The organism is Pseudomonas sp. FP2294 (genome assembly GCF_030687625.1).
Taxonomy (GTDB): Bacteria; Pseudomonadota; Gammaproteobacteria; order Pseudomonadales; family Pseudomonadaceae; genus Aquipseudomonas; species Aquipseudomonas shahriarae.
In genome coordinates this window covers 1,591,488-1,616,952 of sequence record NZ_CP117441.1, presented here as the reverse complement: position 1 = coordinate 1,616,952, position 25,465 = coordinate 1,591,488, and the positions used below count along the sequence as shown (strand labels likewise).

Sequence of the window (25,465 nt, the reverse complement as noted above, 5' to 3'; positions counted from 1 at the left end):
GCTGCATTTGGTGCCCCGTGGTGAGGGGGGCAAGCCCCCTCGCCACAGGTCGTATGCGTGTTCTTTACTCCGCGCTGGCCGCGCCGGAAAACAGCGGCAGCGTTATCAATGCACAGGTGCCGCGCCCCACACGGGAACGCAAGTGCAATTCTCCCTGATGGGCACGGGCCACTGCCTTGACCACGGTCAGCCCGAGGCCGGTGCCATTGGTCTTGGTGGTAAAAAAGGGTTCACCCAGGCGCTGCAACACCGCCGGATCAATCCCACTGCCGCTGTCGCTGATGCACAGGCGCAGGGTTTGCTCGCGGCTGTACAGGTGCACTTTGAGGCGCGCCCCCGGGCCGCTGGCCTGGCTGGCGTTTTCGATCAGGTTGAGCAGCGCACCCACCAGGGTGTCGCGGTTGCACAGCAACTCGCCCCAATGACTGTCGCACTGCCAGCGCACCGAGGCTTCCTGGACATGGGTGGCAGCGGCAGCCTGCAGCGCCTGCAGCAAGGCGGCGGGCGTGACCCGGTCGGTCAGCGGCAACTCGCCCCGGGCGAAGACCAGCATGTCGCGTACCTGGTGCTCCAACTCATGCAGGCGCTCCTTGAGCCGCCCGGCAAACCGCTGATGGGTGGCGGCCGGCAATTGCTCATCAGTCAAATGACTGGCGTAGATCAACGCGGCGGACAGCGGTGTGCGAATCTGATGCGCCAAAGAAGCGACCATCCGCCCCAGGGACGACAGGCGCTCATGGCGCGCCAATTGGTCTTGGAGGTGCCGGGTTTCCGTCAGGTCGTTGAGCAGCACCAACTGGCCGGGCTCAGCGTCAAGGGAACGGGTGGCGATGGACAGGCGGCGCCCATCCTTGAGGGAAATTTCGTGGCCGTCGTCTTCACGGGGGGCAAAGCAGCGCGTGATGACATGGCGCCACAGCTCGCCTTCCAGCGGCAGGCCCAGCAGGTCGCAGGCCGCGGGGTTGGCTTCGCGTACGCGGCCCTGGTCGTCGATCACGATCACGCCACCGGGTAACAGGTCGAGAAGGTTTTGCAGACGGTTGGCCAGGCGCTCTTTCTCGGCCAGCTCTTGCATGCGCTGGGCACTGACCACCGCCAACTCGCCCTTGAGCTCCGAAACCCGGGCTTCCAGCAAGCTGTAGGAGTCCGTCAACTGGCTGGACATCTGGCTGAACAGCGAAAACGCCTGCTCAAGCCCTTGCCGGCTGATCTGCTCTACGGACGGGACAAGTCCCTGGGTGTCAGGGACTGAAGAAAGGTGGGCGGCGTGGGGCATCGTGCTCTCTCGCTTGGCTGACCGTCAGTTAAACGGAACGTTGCGAGTGCTATAGCAATACCCGTGCCGGAAAAAATATCCTTATTTTTCAGTAGGTTAAAAAACAGGCGTCAATCATCCGCCTGTTCATCACCTTCACGACGGCTCATGCCGTACTTGCGCATCTTCTCTACCAGCGTGGTGCGGCGGATGCGCAGGCGCTCGGCGGCGCGGGCAACGATGCCATTGGCGTCGTCCAAGGCTTGCTGGATCAGCCCTTGTTCGAGGCTGCCGAGGTAGTCCTTCAGGTCCAGGCCTTCGGGCGGCAGCATGGCGGTGGCGCCGAAGTTCGGGGTATGGCCATTGATCGCCACCCGCTCCTCGAGATCACTGCGCAGGCTGTCCACCAGCTGTTCGTCTTCGTCATCGACATAGCGGAACTTCTTGGGCAGCTCGACCACGCCGATCACCCCGTATGGATGCATGATTGCCATGCGCTCCACCAGGTTGGCCAGCTCGCGCACGTTGCCCGGCCAGCCGTGGCGGCACAGGGACATGATCGCGGCGGAGTTGAAACGGATCGAGCCGCGCTTTTCGTGTTCCATGCGCGAGATCAGTTCGTTCATCAGCAACGGGATGTCTTCCACACGCTCGCGCAGCGGGGCCATCTCGATGGGGAATACGTTGAGGCGGTAGTACAGGTCTTCGCGGAAGCTGCCGACCTCGATCATGCTCTCGAGGTTCTTGTGCGTCGCGGCAATGATGCGCACATCGACACTCTGGGTCTTGTTGCTGCCCACGCGCTCGAAGGTGCGCTCCTGCAACACGCGCAGCAGCTTGACCTGCATCGGCAATGGCATATCGCCGATTTCGTCGAGGAACAGGGTGCCACCGTTGGCCAGCTCAAAACGCCCGGCACGGCTGGTGATCGCCCCGGTAAAGGCGCCCTTCTCGTGGCCGAACAGTTCGCTTTCGAGCAGTTCTGCCGGGATCGCCCCGCAGTTGACCGGCACAAAAGGTCCGTCGCGGCGCTTGGAGTGGTAATGCAGGTTACGTGCGACCACTTCCTTGCCGGTGCCTGACTCGCCGAGGATCAGCACGCTGGCGTCGGTATCGGCCACTTGCTGCATCATCTGGCGCACGTGCTGAATCGCACGGCTGGTGCCGACCAGGCTGCGAAACAGGTTGGGTTCGCGGTGACGTCCGCGCTCGCGGGCCTGGTCGTACATCTCGCGATAGACCTGGGCACGGTGCAGGGAGTCGAGCAATTTGCTGTAGCTGGGGGGCATTTCCAGGGTGGAAAGGACACGGCGGCGCTGGTCTTCCGGCAAATCCACGGAAGAAATATCACCCATCAGCAACACCGGAAGGAACTCATCCCAGGTTGAGAGTGTCTTTAACAGGCCCAGAACTGCGCCAGGAGCGTTTACCGTCCCGATCAGCACACAGATGACTTCACGGCTCGACGACAAAGAGCTGACAGCCTGCTGCCAATCATGGCTGCCGCAGGGCAAATTTTCTTCGCCAAGAAAATTCAAAATCACCGCCAGGTCGCGGCGGCGAACGCTATCGTCATCGATCAGCAGAATTTTGGTTTCACGCCACATGCAATAGCAACTTCCCTAGTAAAACTCAAATGCCCTCGAATCGGGGCAATCTAGATAGCTGTAGGCGTTTTCTGCGCTACGGATACCTGACGTCTGAAAATAGCACTAGTTAAGTCAAAATTATGCGAACAGTCAAATTTATGACGCACCATGTTCGGATTAACTGAGCCAGATCAGCCGAACAGATGGTAAACCTTTGACGCATTTTTCGCTTGGTTGATCTGCGACATCTCTTCAAATATCGCCTGGCGCTCGCCGGTCGTCACTTCCAGCAACTGCTGGTAGACCGCTAACAGGCTCTCCAGCTTCTCCCGCAGCGCGTCCTCGTCCACCGGCGCTTCGCTGAGCACCTCGTCGATCCAGACACGGCAGCCCATGTCCAATTCGCTGATCGCATCCCAATTGCGCTCTGCCAGCGCGCCAACCAAGGCGTCGCGGGTTTCGTCGATCCGTTGCAGTGCGTGGCTCATGCTGTGTTCCTCAAGGCCGACGGCCCTATTGTGGCGCGATGGCATCCCAGCCACTTTTGACAGTAATCAACAACCGTGCGACTTCGTCGATCATGTCGGCATCGTTGACGCCATTGGCCTCAACCAGACGGTTACTCATGTACTCGTACAACGCATCCAGTTGCTGCACCGCCGCTGGATCTTCGGCTTTTTCCGGCTCCAGGCCATCACGCAGGCCGGAGATGATTTCAATCGCCTTGCCCAGCATCAGGCCCTTCTGGGCGATATCACCACGGCTCAATGCGCCCTTGGCCTGAGCCATGCGATCGAGGCCGCCTTCCATCAGCATCTGCACCAGACGGTGCGGGCTGGCTTCGGAGATCTGGGCGTGGGAATTGACCTTCTGGTATTGGCGAAGGGCTCTCATAGGGTTCATGTTGCTACCTCGTTACAGGCCACAGTCAAATAGGATTGCTTAAGTAGTTTTTCGACTGTACCGAGAAAAACTTTAATCCCTCACCGAGTGCCCGGGCCCTTTTTCAGGGCCTGCGGGCGCACCATTCATCAGTTCGACTTAGGATTGTTCAGCGCGTTGAGGGTGGTCATGATGCTGGAACTGCGGGAGTTGATCTGCGCGATCATCGTGTCCATGGCGGTGTACTTGGCCGACAGGGACTTCTGCAGGGCTTCCATGCGGCGGTCCAGGTCAACCTTTTCAGTGGTCAGATCAGTCAGCTTGTTGTTGAGATCTGTCGCACGGGTCGCCAGGGTGCCGGTGGTACCGACATAGCTGCTGGTCGCCTTGTTCATGCGCGTGATCAGGCCGGTGTCGCCGGTGAACATCTTGGCGATATCGCCTGCGCCCTTGACCACAGCCTTGTCCCACGCCTTGTCTTCCAGGCTCAACAAGCCGGTTTTCTGGTCAGTGGTGATGCCCATCTGGGCCAGACTGCTAATGCTGCCCACACCCTTGCCGTTGACCAGCTCGGAACGCAGGCTGGAGACCAACTGACGCATCGACGCATCACCGGTCAAGGCCCCCGCTGTAGTGGTGGAAGCATCGCCGGTGGCGGTGACCTTGGTCTGGGTGTTGATGGCAGTCATCAGCGCGTTGTAGGCGGTGACGAACGACTGCACCGAGGTCTTCAGGGTGTCGGTGTTGCTGGCTACGGTCAGCGTAACCTTTTTTTCCAGGTCACCATCCAGCAGCTCCAGGGTCACGCCGCTGATCGCGGAAGTGATCTTGTTGCTGGTGGACTCCATCACGACATCATCGATGGAGTATATGGCGTTCACCGGCGGCGCACCCTTGTCATAACCGACCGCCAGCTCCGAGTCACCACTGAGGGTGATGTCGGTGCCTACACCGCTAGTGCTGGAGGTCAAGATCAGGCGCCCGCCGTTGGAGTCACTCAGAACGTTGGCACTGATGCCCTGGGCAGAAAGCTGGGTATTGATGGATTCGCGAACCTCTTGCAAGGTCGCGCCTCCAGGCACCAATACATCGTAGTTTTTACCCGACTGGGTAATCGTCAGCGTCTGAGTCTCATCGCTAGCGTTGGCCTTGCCCGAGGCGCCACCTTCGATGACTTTGCTGGAGACCTTGGACGAGGTCGCCAGATTCTCCACCTTAAGGACGTATTTGCCAGGGGCCGCGCCGTCACCCAGGGTGACCTTGGCGTTTTTTTCTTCGGAGGTCGTGGCGGCCAGACCATTGAAGGCGGACTGGTTGTTCAACTTGGTGATTGCCGCCTGGTAGGCTTCCAGCGCCGTTTTCACAGAGCCCACGGCCGACAGTTTGACGGTGGCGTCTTTCTGCTGGGCGGTGATCTGCGCCTCTTTGGGCGCGCGTTCGGCCCCCACCAACGCCTTGACGATGGCTTGGGTGTCGTAGCCCGAACCTGGGCCGGAAATCGTTGAACTAGCCATTTGCTACTCTCCTTGTCCTGCGGTTGCCGCTTTTTTGGCGTACGAACGCCCAAGCAGCAATCAGAAACATGTTTCGTGCCAACTCAAGCCCTTGTATCAAACAACAGGCTGCTGGCATCGCTCAGGTTCTGCGCCAGCTTCAGCGCAGTCTCCGATGGAATTTGTCGAATCACTTCGCCACTGTCGGTAGCGATCACCTTGACCACTACTTTGCCGGTGGAGTCATCGATGGAAAAATCCAGGTTGCGCTGTGAAGCCTGCACAAACTCACGCATATCGGTAACAGCTTTTTCCAATGCCACGCGCTGTGGCTCCTCGGCGGGTTCGGTCTCGGCCTGCGGGACAGGCTTGGCCTGGGTCGCAGCCGTGGCGGGAGCCTGGGTGGTAGCAGCCGGGTATGACGCGTTCAGCTTGATGCTCATGTCCATGTCATCACCTCCAAACTGAAAAAACGGAAGGGCACGTTAGCACCCCCCCGTTGATTAACCGCTAGCCGATATTACTGAAGCAGCTTCAGTACAGCGGATGGCAGTTGGTTGGCCTGGGACAGGATCGCAGTGGAAGCCTGTTGCAGGGTTTGTTGCTTGGTCAGTTCAGCGGCTTCGGAAGCGAAGTCAGCGTCTTCTACGCGGCCTTTGGCAGCCGAGGAGTTCTGCGAAATGCTCTGCAGGTTGGCCACGGTGCTGGCGAAACGGTTTTGCACCGCACCCAGCTGCGAACGCTGGCTGTCGATCTGCTGCATGGCGTCGTCCAGGGCCTGAATGGCTTGCTGGGACGAAGCGGCGGACAGGATGTTCAGGTCGGAAACGGTAGTTTCCAGGGTAACAGCGGTAGTGGTGCCAGCTGTCAGACCCAGTTTCTCCAGACCGGTACCTGCGCTACCGTCAGCGATAACGATGTTCTTGTCAGCGAACAGCGACAGAGTACCGTCAGCAGCTTTGCTAGCCATCACACCGGTGCTTGCACTGTTGATCGAAGCTACGATCGCGTCAGTGGTATCGCCTTTCTTGAACTTGACTTCAACACCGTTCAGGCTGATAGAGGTGTCTTCGGTCAGTTTGGCTTGGGAGGTACCTGCAGCCAAGCCCAGTTGCGACAGCGAGCCGCTGACAGTGTTGGTCAGTTTGACATCGTTGCCATCTTCAGACGTAACCTTGATGCGACCATCAGTACCGATTGCAGCGGATGCGATACCGGTTACTGCGTTGATGTCGTCCAATACATCTTGGATGGTGCTGGTTGCAGTCCAGGCCACATCAGTGCCGTTGACCGAAATGCCACCTACAGCCCCCATCTCAGCGGTGCCAGTTTTAGGCGTGGAACCTGTGAGCGGGGTAGTTCCTGCTGTCAGGCCGATTTTACCTGCATCAGCACCGCCTACGACGATAGGAGCAGCGGACGAAAGAGTCAGCTCACCAGTGGTGTCGTTAAAGGTTGCAGTTACAGTTGGGTCTGCAGTTTGAATTGCAGTAGCAACTGCCGCACCCTTATCAGCGTCCGTCAGCACGACAGCATTACCGTTGATGGTAATAACGTCAGCAGCCAGAACGGTAGACGCCGCGCCACCGGTTGTCAGAGTCGAAACTGCACCACCTTTAACCGAGGCAGTGCCAGCAGCCAGTACCGAACCGGTAGAAGTTGCGCTCAAACCTTTCATAGCACCACCAACTGCGGTGGCTTCGCTGTAGTTACCTTTCAGAGCAGTAGCGCTGATATCGGTCATACCGAACGAAATGGTTTCGTTGGCGTTGGCGCCGATCTGGAACGCCACGTTGTTGAACGAGCCGTCCAGCAGGTTACGACCACCAAAGGTGGTGGTGGAAGCGATGCGGTTCAGCTCGCCCACTTTAGCGGTGAATTCTTGTTGCAGGGAAACACGGTCAGCGTCGCTTTTATCACCGTTCGCCGCTTGCAGGGCGAGTTCACGCAGACGCTGCAGGGTGTTGGTGGATTCTTGCATTGCGCCTTCAGCGGTCTGGGCGATCGAAACACCGTTGTTGGCGTTAGCGATGGCAACGTTCAGGCCTTTGACCTGGTTGTTCAGACGGTTGGCGATCTGCATGCCAGCGGCGTCGTCTTTGGCGCTGTTGATTTTCAGGCCGGAAGACAGACGGTTCATCGACTGGCTCAAAGCGTCGGATGCTTTGTTCAGGTTCTTCTGGACGCCCAGGGAAGTGATGTTGGTGTTTACGGACATTGCCATGACGAAATCCTCGTGAGTTGGATACTGCGGCTTCCGGCCCTGGCAACCGCCGGGTGTGGCCTAGAGAACCTTCGTAATAGTTATCGTCGTGAATGCAGGTTGCTTGAGGATTTTTTTGAGTTTTTTTGCTAGCCCTGTGCCACCCCTTGTATTTCAAGGCCTTATAGATGGCCGAAATGCCAGCAATCACGGGTTACTGGCGCCAGAACCCCGCCTCGACACCCGCATAAAAAAACGCCCATGATCTTTCGACCCTGGGCGTTTTTTATGCAGCCTATCAAAGCATCACGGCCGATAGATAATCGCCGAGCCCCACGACAGGCCCACGCCAAACCCGCTCAGGGCGACGCGCTTCCACTCGGCGTCCATCACGTGCTTTTCCAGCAGCAGCGGAATGCTCGACGACACGGTGTTGCCGGTCTCGACCATGTCCTTGATGAATTTCTCCACCGGCGCATCTTCAAAACGCCGCGCCACGGCGTCGACAATCGCCGCGCTGCCCTGGTGGATGCAGAACGCGTCGATATCATCGGCCACAAGGTTCGACTCTTTGAGCAGCTCGTGCAGGTGCGCTGGCACCTTCAGCAGGGCAAAGTTGAAAACCTGGCGGCCGTTCATGAAGAACACGCCATCGCTGACCTTCAAGTGCGGTGCGCCGGAGCCGTCGGTGCCGAACTTGGCCTTGCCCAACTGCCAGGGGGCGTCTTCGCCCATCCAGGTGGCGGTGGCGGCGTCGCCGAACAGCATGGTGGTGTTGCGGTCTTCCGGATCGACGATCTTCGAGTACGGGTCGGCGGTCACCAGCAGGCCGTTTTTCAGGCCGGCGGCTTCCATGAAACCTTTCATCGCGTAGATGCCGTAGACATACCCGGAACAGCCCAGGGAAATATCGAAAGCCGCGACGTGGGTCGGCAGGCCCAGTTTGTCCTGGACGATGGCGGCGGTGTGCGGCAGCCCTTCTTCGTCGCCGTTCTGGGTCACGACGATCAGCGCGTCGATCGACTCACGCTTGAGCCCGGGGTTGTTGGCAAACAAGGCATTGACCGCCTCGACGCACAAATCCGAGGTTTCCTGTGCAACATCCTTGCGCGGCAGGAATGCCGAGCCGATCTTGCCAATGATGAACTCTTCATCCTTGGCGAATTTGGCACCCTGGGCGTAGTTGTCCAGCCCTTCTGCCGGCACGTAGCTGGCGATGCTTTTTATGCCAATCATTGTGGCTTCCCAATACAAAATAGCTGGAGAACACCCCTGAAAATCCTTCAGGGGCGCTGACAATAAAGGGGATAACCCCGCAAAAAACCATCGAAGTCGCCTTGACCTGAGCCTGAAAGATGGCTTGGCCTTTTCACACGATACAGTGAAGATGCGCTTTATGACTCATAGGTCACTCATTTTTGTGCGCTTTGCTTAAAAGCCTGCGCCAGAAACGACAACGGCCCACCCTGTTTCCAGGGTGGGCCGTCGGGTCTTGCCAGGCCGATTACATCCGGCTGAACAGGCTCAACTGGGAGATTTTCACAAAGGCCAGCTGCGAGGCCTCCAGCATTGCCTTCTGGAACGCCAGGTCAATCGAGGCGGTAGCCACATCGGTATCACCAATGGCGGCGGTGGTCGATTTGTTGGCCAGCACCATGCTGGTGTTCTCGGTCTCCTGGATCGCCAGCGAATTCAACCGCGCACCAATGGAGCCCCGCACCCCATCAACCTGGGCCTGGGAGGCCTTGATATTGGTAATGGCAGCATTGACCACATCGGTCAGCTTGGCCTGGGCAATCGGGTCGCCGTCAGAAGGGGTTTCCAGGGCCTGGCGCAGTTGGCTGAGGGTATCCAGGGCATTTTGCGTCTTGTGGGTGTTGGAGCCCACGGCGAACTGGTCACCGGTGCCCGGTGCGCCGGTGATGTCAAACTTCACGCCAGCTGCCGTGATGCTGTCTGGCGTGGCGGGCACAGGCGGTGGACCCGGCTGGGCTGGCGTACCAGGCACCACAGTGCCGCTGGAAACCGGCTTGCTATCGGCGGTGATCGGCTGGGCATACACCTCATATTCTGTGGTCGAGGTAAATTTGATCACCGCGCCTTTGTTCGGGAAGGTGCTGCTGTAGTCCGCCTGGCTGGTGACGGTGCCGCCCGACAACTGCGCCGAGGTTTGGTTGCTCGGCGTACGCGAGACACTGAAGCTGTCCGGCTTGCTTTGCAGAGTGAATTCACGGTCCTTGTACACCGCGTCAGCCTCAGCACCGGGCTTGGCATCCCCCAGGTTCTGATCGACATCAAAAGTCACGCCGCGCACGGTGACCGAAGCACTGCCTTCCTTGGTCGCATCGAACTTGCCGTTACCCGGGGTTTGCGCGGTGATGTCGTTGCCTGCCGCATCCGTCACGGTGTATTCGGTGCTGCTGAGGAACGTCAGTTTGTATGGTTGGCCGTCAGTGAAGCTGCTGTCATAAGTCGACGGCGACGTGACGATGCCGCCCGAAACCAGCACCTTGCCATCGTTGACCGAACCGGTCGCCTGGGTACGCCCCGCATTGACCGTACCTTCCAGGATCGACTTGCCGGTGTCATTGACCACCATCGACAAGGTGTCGGAAACCTTCAGGCTCAGCGGCGTTTCATCGCCCTGATAGCTGTAGGTGCCGTCGCTGTTGCGGGCGTATGGCGGGGTGTCGCTCTTGCCGCCGGCAAACAGGTAATGACCGGACGAATCCTTGCTGTTAAGCAAGCTCAGGACCTGCTTTTCGATTTCACCAATCTCGGCGGCAACGGCCTTGCGGTCGTCATCACTGATACCGCCACCGCCCTTGCCCGCCACCTTGAGCGACAACTCACCCGCGCGCGCCAGGGCGGTGTCGATACTGGCAAGCACGCTTTCCTCGCTGTTAAGCGAGTTCTTCATGCTGCTGATATTGCCCGCGTACTGCCCCAACATATCCTGCTGCTGCTGCAGCAGCAGCAAACGCGCCGCGCCCACCGGATCATCTGCCGCCGTCTGGATGCGCACGCCGGAGTCGATCTGCTGCTGGGTCTTGGTGACGTTGGAGAAGTTGTTGGTATAACGCGCAGTCGTGGTATTGAAATACTGTTCTGTCGAGATTCGCATCGTCTCAAACTCCCTTAAAGACTGTTGATCAGCGTGCTGAAGGTTTCTTGCGCAGCTTTAATGATCTGCGACGACGCGGTGTAGTACTGCTGGAAACGGATCATATCGCCGGCCTCCTCGTCCAGGTTGACCTGGGACACGGAGCTGCGATTGGACGTGGCGGCCGCGAGCATGGCCCCGGTCGCATTGTTATCGACGTTGGCCTGGCTGGCCTTGCCACCCACGGACGAGACCAGCTGGCTGTACGCGGTGCTCATGCTCACGCCGGCATTGCCATCGGTGGCGCCCACGGTCTTGCGGGTTTGCAGGTCGAGCAGTTGCAAGGCATTGCGGTTGTCCAGTTTGCCGCCACTGTTGAACGACACGCTGTAGCTATCGTTCGGCTTCGGCTCACCACGGATGACCGTGTCGACCCCGAATGTCTGTGGGTCGCCATTACCGTCTACGTACGGCACGTTGATCGTCAGCTTGTTGTCCTGGCCCGGCACGATGGTGCCGGTGCCAATGGGCTGGCCCTGGGCGTTATTGATCACATAGCTCTGGGTGCCATCGGCGGCACGCTCGCCAAACGTCATCTTGACCGGCATCGCGCCCTTGATCGCCGCTTCCAGCTGTGCGGTGCCGGCACCGCCATGGATATCCAGGGGCAAGCTCAGCGTCGGCGGTTCGAACACGCCAGTACCACTGTTGTTCTTGTTGCCCTCGGCCAACAGCGGCGCAGAAAACGCCAGCTTGTTGGGATCGGTCATCACCACCTTGAGGTCCATCGCGCCACCGGCGGTCGGGCTGACCTTGAACGTATCGCCAGCAGCCACCGGGCCCTTGCCATCCAGGGCAAGGGTGAAGCCGTCGATTTCCGGTGGCGTTTGGGTGATGTCGAAGGTGCCCATGGACTTACCGTCCGAACGCAGCACGGTGTAATTCTTGTCGTCACTGAAGGTCACCTTGTAGTCAAAGGTGCTCAGTTTGCTGGTGTCTTTGATCGTGACGTTCAGGTTGCCGGAGCCGGCACTGTTATTCGAGCCGCCAACACTGCGCTGGCCAATGGCAAATACGCTGTTGATGTCATTGAACAGCGCGGCGCCGAACTGCCCGTTGGCGTCCAGGCCCTGCCCCAGCTGGGTATTGATGGCCTCGCCGACCACCATGGCGGTACGCCCCAGGTCGTTGATGGCCGGCATCAGCACGTCCTGGCGATAACGCAGCAAGCCGCCGATGGAGCCACCGCTGATCACCGAGCTGACATCCATGGGTTGTCCGCTGGTGGTCAACACCACCGAGTACTGGCTCTTGTCGTCCTTGCTCGGCACCGCCGACAGCTTGTTCGACACACCGTCCGCGACCAGGGTCTGCCCGGTACCCAGGGAGACATTGAAATGGCCGTCCGACTCAGTGACCTTGACCCCTACCAGTTCGTTGAGCGAACGCACCGCTTCGTTGCGTGCATCCAGCAGGTTCGCCGGCTCGCCGTTGCCCTGGCCTTTGGCCTGGAAGATTTGCTGGTTGAGGGAGGCAATCGAGGAGGTCAACTGATTGACCTGGCCGGTGATGGTCTCCAACTGGCTGTTGATGCCTTCTTTCTGTTTGTTCAGTTCGGTCGCAATCGAGTTGAAGCGGTTGCCCAGGGTCTGGGCAATGGTCAAGACCAACTGGCGCGCGGAGTTGTCGCTGGGGTTGGCCGAAGACGTCTGCAACGCGGCGAAGAAGCTGTTCAAGGCCGCACCGACACCGGTGGACTTGTCGGACAGCAGCTTGTCCACCGAACCGATCTGGTCCAGGTAGGCCTTGGCATCAAAATTCAACGACGTGGTGGTCTGCAACTGGGTATCGAGGAACTGGTTATACACCCGGCGTACATCCGACAGCGTAGTGCCGGTGCCGACGAACACCCCACCGGCCGCGGACATGCCATTGGCGGTCTGCATGGTCTGCTGACGCGAGTATCCAGGGGTCTTGGCGTTGGCAATGTTGTTACTCAAGGTCGCAAGCGATCCCTGAGCCGCATTGAGTCCTGACATCCCGATATTGAGCAAACCCATGGTTCAAACCTTATAAATGAGTGGATGCGCCAGCGGCAGCGTAGTTTTGGTAGCTGTTCATGGCTTTGGCGATCTGCGAAATCTTGCTGGCGTACGCCGGGTCCGTTGCATACCCGGCTTTTTGCAACTCGCGTACAAACTGTTCCGGGTTATCGGCCGACTTCAAGACTTCTTTATATCTTTCATTGCTTTGCAACAAAGTCACGAGGTCGTGAAAGCTGTCCTGGTACGAGTCGTAGGAACGGAACTGCGCCGTCTCCTTGACCATCTCGCCATTGCGAAACTCGCTGGTGATCGCCCGCGCCTGGGCGCCCTGCCAGCTCTGCCCGGCCTTGATGCCAAACAGGTTGTGGCTGCTGCTGCCGTCTTGCTGGCGCATTACCGATTTGCCCCAGCCGGTTTCCAGGGCAGCCTGGGCCACCAGGTAGCGCGGGTCGATGCCGATGCGCTCGGCCGCCTGCTTGGCCATGGGCAGCATGGTGGCGACAAACTCGTCTTGCGAACTGAAGGCTTTTTTCGCCGGGGCCAGCGGTGGCTGGGCCACGGCGCGGCCGTAAATCTGCATGCGCGAATCGCGGGCGGCAAAGGTGCGCGCAGCACCGTTGATCACGCCATCTTCGGCGGCGCTGTTGCGCAGTGGCGCAGCCTTGGCGGCGCCCGCCGCCTCGACGCCCGGCACGATACCGGCCAGCAGGCGATCGGTGAGTTTGCTCGGCAAGGCGATGCGGCGCTGATTCATCAGCGCCATGTCATTGCGCAGGGTGCCTTCATCGACACGCGGCGCCACTTCGACCCGCGCCGCCCACAGCGCACGCTGGCCATTGGAACGACCCAACGGGCCATCCGCCTGGGTGCCGGCGGCAATCGGGGTCGGCACGTCGACTTTCTTCTCTGCCGCGTCCGGGCCCTGCAGGGTCGAGGCCTGCCCTTCCACCGGCTTGTTCTTTTGCATCTGGCGCAGCAAAACGTCCGCCAGGCCGATACCGCCGCCCTCGCGAGACAGCGAGACCGCCAGTTGCTGGTCGTACATTTCCTGATACTGCTTGGCCGCCGGAGTATTCAGCGGGTTGTCCTTGCCCAGGGCATCGGTGGCCGAGCGCATGGATTTGAGCATCTCGTTGAGAAACAGCGACTCGAACTCCTGCGCCACTTTGCGCATGTTGCCGTCGCTGTTCTTGTCACCGAACTTGAGCTGGTTAAGCCGGTTCAGGTCGGAGTAGGACCCCGAGTCTGCCGTGCTGGCGATACCGCTCTTGCGCATGTCCATGGCCATGGCCTCAAATCACGATCAGGTCGGCTTGCAAGGCGCCGGCCTGTTTCAGGGCTTCGAGGATTGCCATCAAGTCGCCGGGCGCCGCGCCCACCTGGTTCACCGCACGGACAATCTCGTCCAGGGTGGTGCCGGGACCGAACTTGAACATCGGCTTGGCTTCTTGCTGGGCATTGACCCGGGAGCGTGGGACCACGGCGGTCTGGCCACCGGACAACGGCCCGGGCTGGCTGACAATCGGGTCTTCGGTAATGGTCACGGTCAGGCTGCCATGGGTCACGGCCGCTGGCGACACCTTGACGTTCTGGCCGATCACGATAGTGCCGGTACGCGAGTTGATGATGACCTTGGCCACCGCCTGGCCCGGATCGACCTCAAGGTTTTCCAGGATCGACAGGTAGTCCACACGCTGGCTCGGGTCCAGCGGCGCGGTCACGCGGATCGAGCCGCCGTCGATGGCCTGGGCCACGCCTGGGCCGAGCATGTCGTTGATTTTGTCGACCACACGCTTGGCGGTGGTGAAGTCCGAACGGTTGAGGTTCAGGGTCAGGCTGTTGCCCTGGTTGAAACCGCTGGGCACGGTACGTTCCACCGTGGCGCCGCCAGGAATCCGCCCGGCCGATGGCACGTTGACGGTGATCTTCGAACCGTCGCGCCCTTCGGCATCAAACCCGCCCACCACCAGGTTGCCCTGGGCGATGGCGTAGACGTTGCCGTCGATACCTTTGAGCGGCGTCATCAGCAAGGTGCCGCCACGCAGGCTTTTCGAGTTACCAATGGAGGATACGGTGATGTCCACCACCTGCCCCGGCTTGGAGAACGCCGGCAGATCGGCACTGATCGACACCGCCGCGACGTTCTTCAACTGCACGTTGCCCGAACCTGGCGGCACCTTGATCCCGAACTGCGAGAGCATGTTGTTGAAGGTCTGCAGGGTGAACGGGGTCTGGGTGGTCTGGTCGCCCGTGCCGTTGAGCCCCACCACCAGGCCGTAGCCGATCAACTGGTTGCTGCGCACCCCGGAAATACTGGCGATGTCCTTCAGGCGTTCGGCCTGGACAGCAACGCTCAGGGAGAGCAACAACACCGCTGCCATCAGCTGTTTGAGATTCAAAGTGATCACCTAGAAAGGGAACAGCGGGCTAAGGAAGAAACGGTCGAACCAACCCGGCTGACTGGCGTCGGCAAACGAACCCGTACCCGAATAGGTAATGCGTGCATCGGCAATCCGTGTGGACGGCACGGTGTTGTCGGTGGCGATATCGTCCGCGCGCACCATGCCGGCGATGCGCACCAGTTCGTCACCGGTGTTGAGGGTCATCCACTTCTCGCCGCGCACGGCAATGATGCCGTTGGGCAGCACGTCGGCCACGGTCACGGTGATCGAGCCCACCAGGCTGTTGCCCTGCCCGGCCTTGCTGCTGCCGTTGGTGGCGCGGTCGCCGCTGTAGCCCACGTCCAGGCTCAAGTCACCACTGCCCAGGGGGTTGTTGGTGTTCAAGCCACCGCCAAACAGCGAGGTCAGGCCGATGCCGGTCTTGCTGTTCTTGGCCACCTGGGAGTTGGCGTTCTTGCTCGCCGTGGTGCGCTCGTTGAGGGTGATGGTGATGATGTCGCCAACACGGAACGCCTTGCGGTCGCTGTACAGGTTCTGCTCAAAACCGGCCTGGTAGATCGAGCCATTGTTGGCAGCGGCTGGCAGTGGCGTGCGCGGCAACACCGGCGCGTAGTACGGGTCATTGGGTTTTGGCGTCGGGGCGACACAGCCCGCGAGCACGGCAATCCCACTCAATGCCAGAACAGAAACAAAGCGACTCATGACCCTTACCTCACGGTGTTGCAGGCGCCTTATGAGCGCCCCATAGACTGGATTACAGATTCTGCGTAACGAACGAAAGCATCTGGTCGGCGGTGGAAATCACCTTGGAGTTCATCTCGTAGGCACGCTGGGTGGTGATCATGTTGACCATCTCTTCCACGGTGCTGACGTTGGAGGTTTCCAGGGTGCTTTGCAGGGTGGTGCCAAACCCGTTGAGGCCCGGCGTGCCGACTTGCGGCGCGCCGCTGGCAGCGGTTTCCAGGAACAGGTTGTTACCGGTGGCTTGCAGGCCGGCCGGGTTGATGAAGTCGGCGGTCTGCAGGTTGCCGATCACTTGCGACGCCGGGTTGCCGGCGATGGTGACAGACACGGTGCCGTCGGCACCGACCGTGAAGGTCTGGGCATCGTTGGGCACGACAATCGCCGGCTCCAGGGCAAAACCGTTGGCGGTCACGACCTGGCCGTTGGAGTCCAGGTGGAAGGTGCCGTCACGGGTGTAGGAGGTAGTGCCATCCGGCTGCAGGATCTGGAAGAAGCCACGGCCATTGATCGCCATGTCCAGCGGCTGCCCGGTTTGCTGCAGGTTGCCGGCGGTGAAGTTCTTCTGGGTGCCGACGATGGACACACCGGTACCCACTTGCAGGCCCGACGGCAATTCGCTGTCCTGGGTCGACTGCGCACCCGGCTGGCGCTTGATCTGATAGAGCAGGTCCTGGAACTCGGCGCGATCACGTTTGAAGCCCGTGGTCGAAACGTTCGCCAGGTTGTTGGAAATAACGGTCAGGTTGGTGTCCTGGGCGGACAGACCGGTTTTGGCAACCCATAGAGCCGGAAGCATGCTGTTCTCCTTCGTGCGCCTGTTTGTTGGCGCCGCGTTACAAAATTAGTAGTCAGTGGCGCTGCAATCAGCTCATCTGCATGACGCGAGTCATGGCCTGGTCGTCTTCTTTGGCGCTGTTCATCATTTTCACGTGCAATTCGAACTGCTTGGACAGGGCCAGCACCGCCGTCATTTCTTCGACGGCATTGACGTTGCTCGACTGCAGGAAGCCCGAATTCACCTTGACGCTGGCATCGGCCACCGCCGGCTGGCCGTCCTTGGTGTGGATCGCGCCATCCAGGCCCTTGGTCATATTGGCCAGGTCCGGCTTGACCAGCTTGATGCGGTCCACCTCTGCCATCACCCGTGGGCCTTCGCCCATGGCGCGGATGCTGATGGTGCCGTCTTCACCGACTTCGACCTTCTGCTCGGGTGGCACCGAAATCGGCCCGCCATTGCCCATGATCGGCATGCCGTTGCCGGCCCGCAGCACGCCCAGTGCGTCGATATTCATGCTCGCGGTGCGCACGTAGGCTTCGCCGCCATCAGGGGTTTGCACGGCGATCCAGCCATCGCCGCCGACGGCAACGTCCAGGTCACGGCCGGTCTCGACCATCGAACCCGGAGAAAAATCGGTACCAGGACGCTCGGTCAGGGCAAACGCCCGCGCCGGAAAGCTGTCACCAAACACCGGCATCGAACGGGCCTGCTCCAGGTCACGCTGAAAACCGTTGGTGGAAATGTTCGCCAGGTTGTTGGCATGGGCCTTTTGCGCCAGAGCATTCTGGCTGGCGCCGGTCATTGCCACATAAAGGTATTTGTCCACGCTCATTCCTCTTACTGACGGACGTTTGCCGCCCACCGATGTACTGAGGAGTCTTTAGCAATTTGCGCACCAACTTTTTAAAAGTCGGGGAAAGGCAGGCGGGGCAAGGGGTTGGGGCGTATCAAGGATTATTGGAGGGGCAGGACGAGTCGGAAAAACGGCGGAGTTCTGCCGGTTGCGGCAAACACCGGTCTTGGCATTAACACAGATCCATTGTGGGAGCGGGCTTGCTCGCGAAGGGGGTGGATCAGTCGGTACCTGTATTGACTGATCCACCCCCTTCGCGAGCAAGCCCGCTCCCACATTTTTATCCCGCTGTGTCAGGGGCTTATTTGTCGGCCTTGAGCACTTCGTAATCGCGCAATTTATTGGCGATAGTGGTGTGGGACACGCCCAGGCGCTTACCCAGCAAGCGACTGCTGGGATGCTCGGCATACAGGCTTTCGAGCACGGCCTTTTCAAACCGCCCGACGATCTCCTCCAAGCCACCCTCCAGGGAAAAGTCGCCAAGCGGCTGACGCACGCCGTAGTCCGGCAAGCGAATATGTTCAGCCTTGATCGTGCCGCCCTCACACAGCGACACCGCCTGGAACAGCACGTTTTCCAACTGCCGCACATTGCCCGGCCAATGGTAGTGGCTGAGGCGCTCCATGGCCGCCGGCGCCAGCTTGGGCAGCGGGCAGCCAATCAGACGGCTGGCCTGGTCGATAAAGTGCTCGACCAGTGGCGGTAAACCGTCGAGGCATTCGCGCAGCGGCGGGATATGCAACGACAACACATTGAGCCGGTGATACAGGTCCTGGCGAAACTCGCCACGGGCACACAATTCCGATAAGTCCACCTGGGTCGCGCAAATCACTCGCACATCCAGGTAAACCTCTTCATCACTGCCCACGCGCCGGAAGCAGCCGTCCTGCAGAAAGCGCAGCAATTTCACCTGCAATCGCGCGCTCATTTCACCCACGCCATCCAGAAACAACGTACCGCCCGCCGTCAGTTCCAACAGCCCCAACTTGCCCTCTGCCCGCGCCCCTTCAAACGCGCCAGGGCCGTAGCCGAACAGCTCGGTCTCGGCCATCGACTCCGGCAACCCCGCGCAATTGAGCGCCATCAACGGCGACTGCCCACGTGGGCTGGCCAGGTGACAGGCGCGCGCCAACAATTCTTTACCGGTGCCGGTTTCGCCTTCTATTAATAGGGGCGCATCGAGGGGCGCCATGCGCCGGGCTTCACGCACCACCGCCGCCATCACTTTAGAGCTCTGGAAAATGCTGTCAAAGCCTCGCAGCTCCTGCTTGCGCACATTGTAGATGCGCTCACCGACCCGGTCGGCGCGGTGCAGAGTCAGTACGGCGCCGGCCATGGCTTCGCTGTCGTCATGTTCGGAGGATTGCAGCGGGGCGATGTCGGCGAGAAACACGTCGCCCTTGACCTTGACCCGCAGGCCATTGATCCGCGACTTGCTGGCACGCACCAGCTCCGGCAGGTCGAAGTCCTCGGCGTAGCGTGACAGGGGAATCCCCGGCACTTCGTCCACCCGCACCCCGAGCAACTGCGCCGCCGCGCGGTTGGCCGCGACAATCGAGCCGCCCATGTCGATGGACAGCACCGGGAATTCCAACGCCCCCAGCAAGGCGTTGAGTTCCATGTGCCGGCGCTCGCTGGGCATCAGCCCTACCCGCTTGACGCCAAACACCCCGGCAATCGCCTCGAACTGCGGGCGCAGGGCCTGGAATTGCATATTCACCAGGTTCGGGCAGTACAGGTAGATAGCATTGCCATGTTCGCCGCCAACCTCGCCCTTGGCCACGTTGACCCCGTACTCCACCAGCAGGTTGAGGATGTCCCGCAGGATGCCGATGCGGTTCTGGCAATGCACTTTGATACGCATGTAAAGGCCCGGTTTGTTGTAGGAGGGCTGATCGGGCTGCGTCTTTTTGTCACCGGACGCAGATAGTCGTCAAGATTATGTGACAGCCAGCGTCCTTTTCAAACCAGTAAAACGCAATGCAGCGTGCTCGACGGCAAAATCGTAACGAATATTTTACGAAAGACGCCGACTTTTCCTACAGGCTTCCCTTAACAACGGGTGGAATCCACGGCCAGGCGGAGTATCAATAAGCCCATAGCAGGACATAACAAGAACGAATGCCTAGCAGGAGAGCCGTATGAAACAGACGCACTACGTGGCCCGCGAGCCCGATGCGCAAGGTTTTATCCACTACCCGCCCGAAGAACACGCGGTGTGGAACACCCTGATCACCCGTCAACTGAAAGTGATCGAGGGTCGCGCCTGCCAGGAATACCTGGACGGCATCGACAAGCTCGGCCTGCCCCATGACCGTATTCCGCAACTCGCCGAAATCAACAAAGTGCTGGCCGAAACTACTGGCTGGCAGGTGGCGCGGGTGCCGGCGCTGATCCCCTTCCAGACCTTCTTTGAATTGCTCGCCAACAAGCAGTTTCCGGTAGCGACCTTTATTCGTACCCGCGAAGAGCTGGATTACCTGCAAGAGCCGGATATTTTCCACGAGATTTTCGGCCACTGCCCACTGCTGACCAACCCCTGGTTCGCCGAATTCACCCACACCTACGGCAAGCTCGGCCTGGCGGCCACCAAGGAGCAGCGCGTGTACCTGGCGCGCCTGTACTGGATGACCATCGAGTTTGGCCTGGTGGACACCCCCCAAGGCCGGCGCATCTACGGTGGCGGTATTTTGTCGTCACCGAAAGAGACGGTGTACTGCCTGTCGGATGAGCCCGAGCATCAGGCCTTCGACCCGCTGGAAGCCATGCGCACGCCGTATCGTATCGACATCCTGCAGCCGCTGTATTTCGCCCTGCCCAACCTCAAGCGCCTGTTCGAAGTGGCGCAGGAAGACATCATGGGCATGGTCGAGCGCGGCATGCAGCTGGGGTTGCATGCGCCAAAGTTCCCCCCCAAGCCCAAGGCGGCTTGAACTGATGCTTTAAAGGCCAGGTGAGTCTGTTCCCTGGCCGCGCGTTGCTTTAGGGTGACGCGACTGGCAACCGAATTCCACATACTCGATTTCAGGAACACCGTTATGACCACCTTGAACCAAGCCCATTGCGAAGCCTGCCGCGCCGATGCCCCACAAGTCAGCGACGAAGAACTGCCAGCGCTGATCAAGCAGATCCCCGACTGGAACATCGAAGTGCGCGACGGCGTGATGCAACTGGAAAAAGTATTCCTGTTCAAGAACTTCAAATTCGCCCTGGCCTTTACCAACGCCATGGGCGAAATCTCCGAGGCTGAAGGTCATCACCCTGGCCTGCTGACCGAATGGGGCAAAGTCACCGTGACCTGGTGGAGCCACTCCATCAAGGGCCTGCACCGCAACGACTTCATCATGGCCGCACGCACTGACGAAGTGGCCAAGGACGCCGAGGGCCGCAAGTAATGCATTTCGCCGCGATTGGCCGGGTGCCCGGTGATCCGATCCTGGGGCTGATGGAGTCCTATGCCAAGGACACCAACCCGCAAAAATTCGACCTGGGCGTAGGCGTCTATAAAGATGCCCAGGGCCTGACCCCGATCCTGCAGGCGGTCAAACGCGCCGAGCAGCGCCTGGTCGACCAGCAAACCACCAAGACTTACATCGGCGGGCATGGCGACCCGGCTTTCGGCCGCCTGATCAGTGAATTGGTGCTGGGCGCCGGTTCCGCGCTGCTCAAGGCACAACGCGCGGGCGCCACGCAAACCCCAGGTGGCACCGGCGCCCTGCGCCTGAGCGCCGATTTTATCGCCCACAGCCTGCCAGGCCGTGGCGTGTGGCTGAGCAACCCGACGTGGCCGATCCACGAAACCATCTTCGCCAAGGCCGGGCTCAAGGTCAGCCACTACCCCTATGTGGGCAGTGACAACCGCCTCGACGTACCAGCCATGCTCGCCACCCTGGCCACCGTGCCCGAGGGCGACGTGGTGCTGCTGCATGCCTGCTGCCATAACCCTACCGGTTTCGACCTGTCCCAGGACGACTGGCGCCAGGTCCTGCAGATCGTGCGCGAGCGCCAACTGCTGCCGCTGATCGACTTCGCCTATCAGGGTTTTGGCGATGGCCTGGAGCAGGACGCGTGGGCGGTGCGCTTGTTTGCCGATGAACTGCCTGAGGTGCTGATCACCAGCTCCTGCTCGAAGAATTTCGGCTTGTACAGCGACCGCGTCGGCGCGCTGATTGTGTGTGCCAACGATGCCGAGAAGCTGCTGGATGTACGCAGCCAACTGGCGTTTATCGCGCGCAACCTGTGGTCGACACCGCCGGATCATGGCGCTGCCGTGGTCGCGACCATCCTCGGTGATAGGGAGCTCAAACAGCTGTGGAGCAGCGAAGTCGAAGGCATGCGCTCGCGTATCGCGCAATTGCGTTCGGGCCTGGTCGAAGCGCTGGCGCCCCATGGGCTGTCTGAGCGTTTTGCCCATGTCGGCGTGCAGCGCGGGATGTTTTCCTATACCGGCCTGAGCGCCGAACAGGTGAAACAGCTGCGGGAAAAACACAGCGTGTACATGGTCAGTTCCGGGCGGGCCAACGTGGCCGGGATTGATGAGACGCGCCTGGGGTTGCTTGCCGATGCCATTGCGCACGTATGTAAACCCTAAGACAAAACGCTATCCAAATGTGGGAGCACGCCCGCTCCCACATTTTTTGACCGAGGCGATCTTCAGCCAGCAACCATCTCGGCCTTGACCTGCGCCTCCTTGGCCTGGGCATCCGCCAACCGATACAACTCGATATGCCCATCCCAGTGCTCGATCAATGCCGTGCACGACTCCACCCAATCCCCGCAATTGAGGTAGTCCACCTCGCCCACCTTGCGAATCTCCGCATGGTGGATATGCCCGCACACCACGCCGTGCAACTCGCGCTTGGTCACTTCATGGGCGATGGCTTCCTCGAAATCGCTGATAAAGCTCACCGCTGTCTTCACCTTATGCTTGAGGTACGCCGACAGTGACCAGTAGCCATAGCCATAACGCGCCCGCCAGTGGTTCAGCCAGCGGTTGAGGGTCAGGGTGAACTCGTAGGCCGAATCGCCAAGAAACGCCAGCCAACGGTGGTAACGGGTGATTACGTCGAACTGGTCGCCGTGGATCACCAGCAGATGCCGGCCATCGGCAGTCACATGCACCGCTTCGTCCACCAGTTGGATATTGCCCAGGATCAGCTTTGAATAGCGGCGCAGGAACTCGTCGTGGTTGCCGGTGACGTAGATCACCTCGGTGCCACGCTTGCTCATGGTCAGCAGGCGGCGGATCACGTTGGTGTGGGCCTGGGGCCAGTACATGCCGCTGCGCAGTTTCCAGCCGTCGATGATATCGCCCACCAGGTACACCTTGTCGGCGTGGTAGCCCTTGAGGAACTGCGACAGATGTTCGGCCTGGCAGTCCCGGGTGCCCAGGTGCACGTCGGAGATCCACAGGGTACGAACCCGTTGCTTGCGGCTGGGTTTGGCGAGCTCGGCGCTGGTCATGGGCATACCTCAGGGGTGTTTTCGCCAGCTTGCGCCCGGGCAATTAATAGCCCATGACAGTCTTGCGTCAGGCAGATGACAGCGCCCGCCGCCCGTCGGGCGGTGTAAACTGCCGGCCTGCCCGGGAGATTGCGATGAGACCGACCCTCACGCTGCGCCATTACACCCACGACCTGATTGCCCATAGCCATGACCATGCGCAACTGGTGTTCGGCCTGGCCGGCCGCCTGGATTTCGAGGTGGAAGGCATCGGCGGCGAAATTTGCCCGCAAGGGGTGATGGTCCTGCCCTTCTCCGCCCATCACGCCTGCGGCAGCCCCCAGGGCAGCCACTGCCTGGTACTGGATGTGCCCGACGAACAGTGGATGGTGCAATCCTTGGGCGAGCACGCGGATGCCAGTCGCCGCCTGCTGGATCGGCCGGCGCGGGTGAGCCTGGATAGCCGCCAGGGCCAGTTGGTCAACTGGCTGGCGAGCGGCGCACTGGATGACCCCTTGATCGCCCAACAAGGTGCGGTGCTGCTACTGGCCACGCTCAATGGCCAGCCACCCGCCCACACCGGCGCACGACGCCTGCCCTATGGCGCCTTCAATGCCCATATCGACCAGCATGCGGCCTACCCGCTGCAGGTCGCGGATCTGGCACGGCTGGCGGATATGTCCGTCGCCCGCTTGCACGCACGCTTTGTCGCCGAATGCGGGTTGACCCCCATGGACTACATCCGCAATCGTCGCCTGCACATGGCCCGTGGCTTGCTGCGCGACAGCCACCTGCCGATTGGCGAGATCGCCGCGCGGGTTGGCTATGCCTCGCAAAGTGCGTTTTCCGCCGCCGTGTTGCGCGAGTTCGGCAGCTCGCCCGGAGCCTTGCGCCGACTCGACAACCGGCGCTAGTCCTGCGATAAAACCGGCGATTCCCACGACAGACACCCAGGCGCCAGGCGCTCTAGACTGGATGCCTGCCCACTGTTTTAAGGATTGTCATGACCCCGCGCACTGCCCTCGGCGCCCTGCACATCGGTGCATTAATGTTTGGCCTCACCGGCGTCTTCGGCAAGCTCGCCGCCGCCTCGCCGAGCATTATCGTGTTTGGCCGCGCCGCCTTCGCCGTGCTAGCCCTGGCATTGTTCGCCCGCTTCGCCAGCAACACCCCCTGGCACAAGCTGTACAGCGCCGACCTGCGGCGCCTGCTGCTCAGCGGCTTGCTGCTGGCCGGGCACTGGGTGAGTTTCTTTATTGCGGTAAAAGTGGCCGGCGTGGCGATTGCGACGCTGGGTTTCACCACGTTCCCGGCGTTTACGGTGATCCTCGAAGGGCTGATCTTTCGCGAGCGGATCCGCGCCAATGAAATGGTGCTGGTGCTGCTGGTCAGCGTCGGCCTGGTGCTGGTCACCCCGGACTTCGACCTCGCCAGCCAGGCCACCAGCGGCCTGGTCTGGGCCGTGGTCTCGGGCCTGCTGTTCTCGCTGCTGTCATTGAACAACCGGGCCAGCGCCAGCATCCCCCCCGTGCAGGCGGCCTTGTGCCAGAACGTGGTAGTCGCCCTGTGCCTGCTGCCCGTCGCGGCACCAGGCCTCGCAGAAGTACGCGCCCTGGACTGGTTGTGGATCGGCCTGTTGGGGGTGTTCTGTACCGGCCTGGCCCACAGTTTGTTTGTCGCCAGCCTCAAGGTGCTCAAGGCGCGCACCGCTGCTGTGGTATTCGCCATGGAGCCGGTGTATGGCATCACCGTGGCCTGGCTGCTGTTCAGCGAAACCCCGACCCTGCGCATGCTGCTGGGCGGTGTGCTGATTATTGCCGCCATAGTCGTCTCAGGCTTGATGAGCCGCCCTGTCAAGGCCAGACAACCGGCGGCCGCGACCTGATCTATACTTTTTGTATCCGCAACAGTCAGCTGTCGTTCAACGGATACAGACTCCTCGACGACAGCCGTGGTCCTTGAAGTTGCTGCATGCGAGTGGTCACTCCCCTAACGCTCTGCAGGAGTTTCACCATGGACATGTTTATCACCCTGATCATTCAGATCATCAGCGGCGCGGTCGGCGGCAATATCGCCGGCCTGAGCAAGCAAGGCCTGGGCTCCGGGCTCAACACCGTGGTCGGCGGCGTCGGCGGCCTGGTGCTGGGGCAGATCGTCTCGGCCATCAGCGGCATGCCGGCGGGCGGAGCCCTGGATGTTGCGGCGGTCGGCAGCAATATCGTTGGCGGTGGTGTGGGCGGCCTGGTGCTGACGTTTGTCGTCGGCTGGATCAAGAATAAAATGGCCGCCAAGTAAAGCACCCGACACTGCCGGCCAAGCGCCGGCAGTGCCGTTTACGAGGCGCGGTCGTTGTGCCCCAGGTCTCGCTGCGGATCAATCTGGTCGCGCACCCGCTGCTTGAGCACCTTGGCCTCCGGGAACCCGCCATCGGCCTTGCGCTCCCAGATCTGTACACCGTCGCACGTGATTCGAAATGCCCCGCCGGTCGCCGGCTCCAGCGCCACCTTGCCGAGGTCATCGGCAAAGGTGCTCAACAGTTCCTGGGCCAGCCACGCAGCGCGCAGCAGCCACTGGCATTGGGTGCAATAGGTGATGACAATCTCAGGCTTGGCAGTGGACATGAAATGACAGACTCCTGCATGACGGGACAGGTGAATCGGATGGCTATAATACCGG

The 25,465-nt window shown here is 60.6% G+C and carries 24 protein-coding genes; 6 read left to right on the top strand and 18 right to left on the bottom strand.

The window, feature by feature from the left end:
* Positions 1-64: 64 nt before the first annotated feature.
* From PSH73_RS07200 to PSH73_RS07125, 16 genes are all read right to left on the bottom strand, one after another.
* Positions 65-1,276, bottom strand: a complete 1,212-nt coding sequence (locus PSH73_RS07200) for a PAS domain-containing sensor histidine kinase (protein WP_057438801.1) — start codon at positions 1,274-1,276, stop codon at positions 65-67.
* 110 nt (positions 1,277-1,386) lie between these two features.
* Positions 1,387-2,862 (bottom strand): sigma-54 dependent transcriptional regulator, encoded by a 1,476-nt coding sequence (locus tag PSH73_RS07195; protein ID WP_057960246.1) that lies wholly within the window; start codon positions 2,860-2,862, stop codon positions 1,387-1,389.
* Positions 2,863-3,035: 173 nt separating this feature from the next.
* Complete coding sequence (locus tag PSH73_RS07190) at positions 3,036-3,332, bottom strand: flagellar assembly protein FliT (protein WP_057438799.1); 297 nt, start codon at positions 3,330-3,332, stop codon at positions 3,036-3,038.
* Between the two features lie 25 nt (positions 3,333-3,357).
* A complete protein-coding gene (gene fliS / locus PSH73_RS07185; protein ID WP_029292498.1) occupies positions 3,358-3,747 on the bottom strand; it encodes a flagellar export chaperone FliS in 390 nt (129 codons plus the stop codon).
* A 128-nt stretch (positions 3,748-3,875) separates the two neighbouring features.
* The gene (gene fliD / locus PSH73_RS07180) at positions 3,876-5,240 is read right to left on the bottom strand and encodes a flagellar filament capping protein FliD (RefSeq protein WP_169989958.1); all 1,365 of its coding nucleotides are present in this window, start codon (positions 5,238-5,240) and stop codon (positions 3,876-3,878) included.
* 83 nt (positions 5,241-5,323) lie between these two features.
* Positions 5,324-5,668, bottom strand: coding sequence for a flagellar protein FlaG (locus tag PSH73_RS07175; protein WP_120732229.1), 345 nt, complete (start codon positions 5,666-5,668; stop codon positions 5,324-5,326).
* A gap of 71 nt (positions 5,669-5,739) precedes the next feature.
* Entirely contained in the window at positions 5,740-7,443 is a 1,704-nt protein-coding gene (locus PSH73_RS07170; protein WP_198792848.1) for a flagellin, read from the bottom strand.
* Between the two features lie 285 nt (positions 7,444-7,728).
* The gene (locus tag PSH73_RS07165; RefSeq protein ID WP_057444564.1) at positions 7,729-8,658 is read right to left on the bottom strand and encodes a ketoacyl-ACP synthase III; all 930 of its coding nucleotides are present in this window, start codon (positions 8,656-8,658) and stop codon (positions 7,729-7,731) included.
* 268 nt (positions 8,659-8,926) lie between these two features.
* A complete protein-coding gene (locus PSH73_RS07160) occupies positions 8,927-10,546 on the bottom strand; it encodes a flagellar hook-associated protein 3 (protein ID WP_057438794.1) in 1,620 nt (539 codons plus the stop codon).
* Between the two features lie 14 nt (positions 10,547-10,560).
* Positions 10,561-12,585 carry a flagellar hook-associated protein FlgK gene (gene flgK / locus PSH73_RS07155; protein ID WP_169989954.1) on the bottom strand — a complete coding sequence of 675 codons (2,025 nt, stop codon included), beginning with the start codon at positions 12,583-12,585 and terminating at the stop codon, positions 10,561-10,563.
* Positions 12,586-12,595: 10 nt separating this feature from the next.
* Positions 12,596-13,858 carry a flagellar assembly peptidoglycan hydrolase FlgJ gene (gene flgJ, locus PSH73_RS07150; protein WP_169989953.1) on the bottom strand — a complete coding sequence of 421 codons (1,263 nt, stop codon included), beginning with the start codon at positions 13,856-13,858 and terminating at the stop codon, positions 12,596-12,598.
* Positions 13,859-13,862: 4 nt separating this feature from the next.
* Positions 13,863-14,951, bottom strand: a complete 1,089-nt coding sequence (locus PSH73_RS07145) for a flagellar basal body P-ring protein FlgI (RefSeq protein ID WP_169989961.1) — start codon at positions 14,949-14,951, stop codon at positions 13,863-13,865.
* A gap of 27 nt (positions 14,952-14,978) precedes the next feature.
* A complete protein-coding gene (gene flgH, locus PSH73_RS07140) occupies positions 14,979-15,674 on the bottom strand; it encodes a flagellar basal body L-ring protein FlgH (protein WP_032859002.1) in 696 nt (231 codons plus the stop codon).
* Positions 15,675-15,726: 52 nt separating this feature from the next.
* Positions 15,727-16,512: a flagellar basal-body rod protein FlgG gene (gene flgG / locus PSH73_RS07135; protein ID WP_057958870.1), complete on the bottom strand. Its 786-nt coding sequence runs from the start codon at positions 16,510-16,512 to the stop codon at positions 15,727-15,729.
* Between the two features lie 67 nt (positions 16,513-16,579).
* A complete protein-coding gene (locus tag PSH73_RS07130) occupies positions 16,580-17,320 on the bottom strand; it encodes a flagellar basal body rod protein FlgF (RefSeq protein ID WP_057438904.1) in 741 nt (246 codons plus the stop codon).
* Positions 17,321-17,648: 328 nt separating this feature from the next.
* Positions 17,649-19,211, bottom strand: a complete 1,563-nt coding sequence (locus tag PSH73_RS07125) for a sigma-54-dependent transcriptional regulator (protein WP_057438789.1) — start codon at positions 19,209-19,211, stop codon at positions 17,649-17,651.
* A 277-nt stretch (positions 19,212-19,488) separates the two neighbouring features.
* Here PSH73_RS07125 and phhA point away from each other — a divergent pair, with 277 nt between their 5' ends.
* The 3 genes from phhA (at position 19,489) to PSH73_RS07110 (ending at position 21,938) form a co-directional block, all read left to right on the top strand.
* A complete protein-coding gene (gene phhA, locus PSH73_RS07120; RefSeq protein ID WP_057444562.1) occupies positions 19,489-20,280 on the top strand; it encodes a phenylalanine 4-monooxygenase in 792 nt (263 codons plus the stop codon).
* A gap of 105 nt (positions 20,281-20,385) precedes the next feature.
* Positions 20,386-20,742, top strand: coding sequence for a 4a-hydroxytetrahydrobiopterin dehydratase (locus PSH73_RS07115; protein ID WP_057438787.1), 357 nt, complete (start codon positions 20,386-20,388; stop codon positions 20,740-20,742).
* Positions 20,742-21,938, top strand: coding sequence for an amino acid aminotransferase (locus tag PSH73_RS07110; protein ID WP_169989951.1), 1,197 nt, complete (start codon positions 20,742-20,744; stop codon positions 21,936-21,938). Before PSH73_RS07115 ends, PSH73_RS07110 begins: the two co-directional genes overlap by 1 nt.
* Before the next feature lie 62 nt (positions 21,939-22,000).
* Here PSH73_RS07110 and PSH73_RS07105 read toward each other — a convergent pair whose 3' ends face one another.
* A complete protein-coding gene (locus PSH73_RS07105; protein ID WP_057438785.1) occupies positions 22,001-22,810 on the bottom strand; it encodes a UDP-2,3-diacylglucosamine diphosphatase in 810 nt (269 codons plus the stop codon).
* 134 nt (positions 22,811-22,944) lie between these two features.
* On the opposite strand from PSH73_RS07105, the gene PSH73_RS07100 reads away from it, so the two are divergent.
* The 3 genes from PSH73_RS07100 (at position 22,945) to PSH73_RS07090 (ending at position 25,084) form a co-directional block, all read left to right on the top strand.
* Positions 22,945-23,703 (top strand): AraC family transcriptional regulator, encoded by a 759-nt coding sequence (locus PSH73_RS07100; protein WP_198830792.1) that lies wholly within the window; start codon positions 22,945-22,947, stop codon positions 23,701-23,703.
* 89 nt (positions 23,704-23,792) lie between these two features.
* A complete protein-coding gene (locus tag PSH73_RS07095) occupies positions 23,793-24,674 on the top strand; it encodes a DMT family transporter (RefSeq protein ID WP_057958865.1) in 882 nt (293 codons plus the stop codon).
* A 128-nt stretch (positions 24,675-24,802) separates the two neighbouring features.
* A complete protein-coding gene (locus tag PSH73_RS07090; RefSeq protein WP_120732214.1) occupies positions 24,803-25,084 on the top strand; it encodes a hypothetical protein in 282 nt (93 codons plus the stop codon).
* A 38-nt stretch (positions 25,085-25,122) separates the two neighbouring features.
* On the opposite strand, the gene PSH73_RS07085 is transcribed toward PSH73_RS07090, so the two are convergent.
* The gene (locus PSH73_RS07085) at positions 25,123-25,410 is read right to left on the bottom strand and encodes a SelT/SelW/SelH family protein (protein WP_057438781.1); all 288 of its coding nucleotides are present in this window, start codon (positions 25,408-25,410) and stop codon (positions 25,123-25,125) included.
* Positions 25,411-25,465 lie beyond the last annotated feature (55 nt).

What these genes read in the sequence shown, in the direction of transcription:
- flgK (WP_169989954.1), bottom strand. Translation starts at nt 12,585, where the DNA reads ATGGGTTTGCTCAATATCGGGATGTCAGGACTCAATGCGGCTCAGGGA.
- PSH73_RS07095 (WP_057958865.1), top strand. Translation starts at nt 23,793, where the DNA reads ATGACCCCGCGCACTGCCCTCGGCGCCCTGCACATCGGTGCATTAATG.
- PSH73_RS07100 (WP_198830792.1), top strand. Translation starts at nt 22,945, where the DNA reads ATGAGACCGACCCTCACGCTGCGCCATTACACCCACGACCTGATTGCC.
- flgG (WP_057958870.1), bottom strand. Translation starts at nt 16,512, where the DNA reads ATGCTTCCGGCTCTATGGGTTGCCAAAACCGGTCTGTCCGCCCAGGAC.
- PSH73_RS07115 (WP_057438787.1), top strand. Translation starts at nt 20,386, where the DNA reads ATGACCACCTTGAACCAAGCCCATTGCGAAGCCTGCCGCGCCGATGCC.
- phhA (WP_057444562.1), top strand. Translation starts at nt 19,489, where the DNA reads ATGAAACAGACGCACTACGTGGCCCGCGAGCCCGATGCGCAAGGTTTT.
- PSH73_RS07145 (WP_169989961.1), bottom strand. Translation starts at nt 14,951, where the DNA reads ATGGCAGCGGTGTTGTTGCTCTCCCTGAGCGTTGCTGTCCAGGCCGAA.
- PSH73_RS07110 (WP_169989951.1), top strand. Translation starts at nt 20,742, where the DNA reads ATGCATTTCGCCGCGATTGGCCGGGTGCCCGGTGATCCGATCCTGGGG.
- PSH73_RS07085 (WP_057438781.1), bottom strand. Translation starts at nt 25,410, where the DNA reads ATGTCCACTGCCAAGCCTGAGATTGTCATCACCTATTGCACCCAATGC.
- PSH73_RS07165 (WP_057444564.1), bottom strand. Translation starts at nt 8,658, where the DNA reads ATGATTGGCATAAAAAGCATCGCCAGCTACGTGCCGGCAGAAGGGCTG.
- PSH73_RS07105 (WP_057438785.1), bottom strand. Translation starts at nt 22,810, where the DNA reads ATGACCAGCGCCGAGCTCGCCAAACCCAGCCGCAAGCAACGGGTTCGT.
- PSH73_RS07090 (WP_120732214.1), top strand. Translation starts at nt 24,803, where the DNA reads ATGGACATGTTTATCACCCTGATCATTCAGATCATCAGCGGCGCGGTC.
- PSH73_RS07175 (WP_120732229.1), bottom strand. Translation starts at nt 5,668, where the DNA reads ATGGACATGAGCATCAAGCTGAACGCGTCATACCCGGCTGCTACCACC.
- fliS (WP_029292498.1), bottom strand. Translation starts at nt 3,747, where the DNA reads ATGAACCCTATGAGAGCCCTTCGCCAATACCAGAAGGTCAATTCCCAC.
- PSH73_RS07170 (WP_198792848.1), bottom strand. Translation starts at nt 7,443, where the DNA reads ATGGCAATGTCCGTAAACACCAACATCACTTCCCTGGGCGTCCAGAAG.
- PSH73_RS07160 (WP_057438794.1), bottom strand. Translation starts at nt 10,546, where the DNA reads ATGCGAATCTCGACAGAACAGTATTTCAATACCACGACTGCGCGTTAT.
- PSH73_RS07190 (WP_057438799.1), bottom strand. Translation starts at nt 3,332, where the DNA reads ATGAGCCACGCACTGCAACGGATCGACGAAACCCGCGACGCCTTGGTT.
- PSH73_RS07200 (WP_057438801.1), bottom strand. Translation starts at nt 1,276, where the DNA reads ATGCCCCACGCCGCCCACCTTTCTTCAGTCCCTGACACCCAGGGACTT.
- fliD (WP_169989958.1), bottom strand. Translation starts at nt 5,240, where the DNA reads ATGGCTAGTTCAACGATTTCCGGCCCAGGTTCGGGCTACGACACCCAA.
- PSH73_RS07125 (WP_057438789.1), bottom strand. Translation starts at nt 19,211, where the DNA reads ATGCGTATCAAAGTGCATTGCCAGAACCGCATCGGCATCCTGCGGGAC.
- PSH73_RS07195 (WP_057960246.1), bottom strand. Translation starts at nt 2,862, where the DNA reads ATGTGGCGTGAAACCAAAATTCTGCTGATCGATGACGATAGCGTTCGC.
- flgH (WP_032859002.1), bottom strand. Translation starts at nt 15,674, where the DNA reads ATGAGTCGCTTTGTTTCTGTTCTGGCATTGAGTGGGATTGCCGTGCTC.
- flgJ (WP_169989953.1), bottom strand. Translation starts at nt 13,858, where the DNA reads ATGGCCATGGACATGCGCAAGAGCGGTATCGCCAGCACGGCAGACTCG.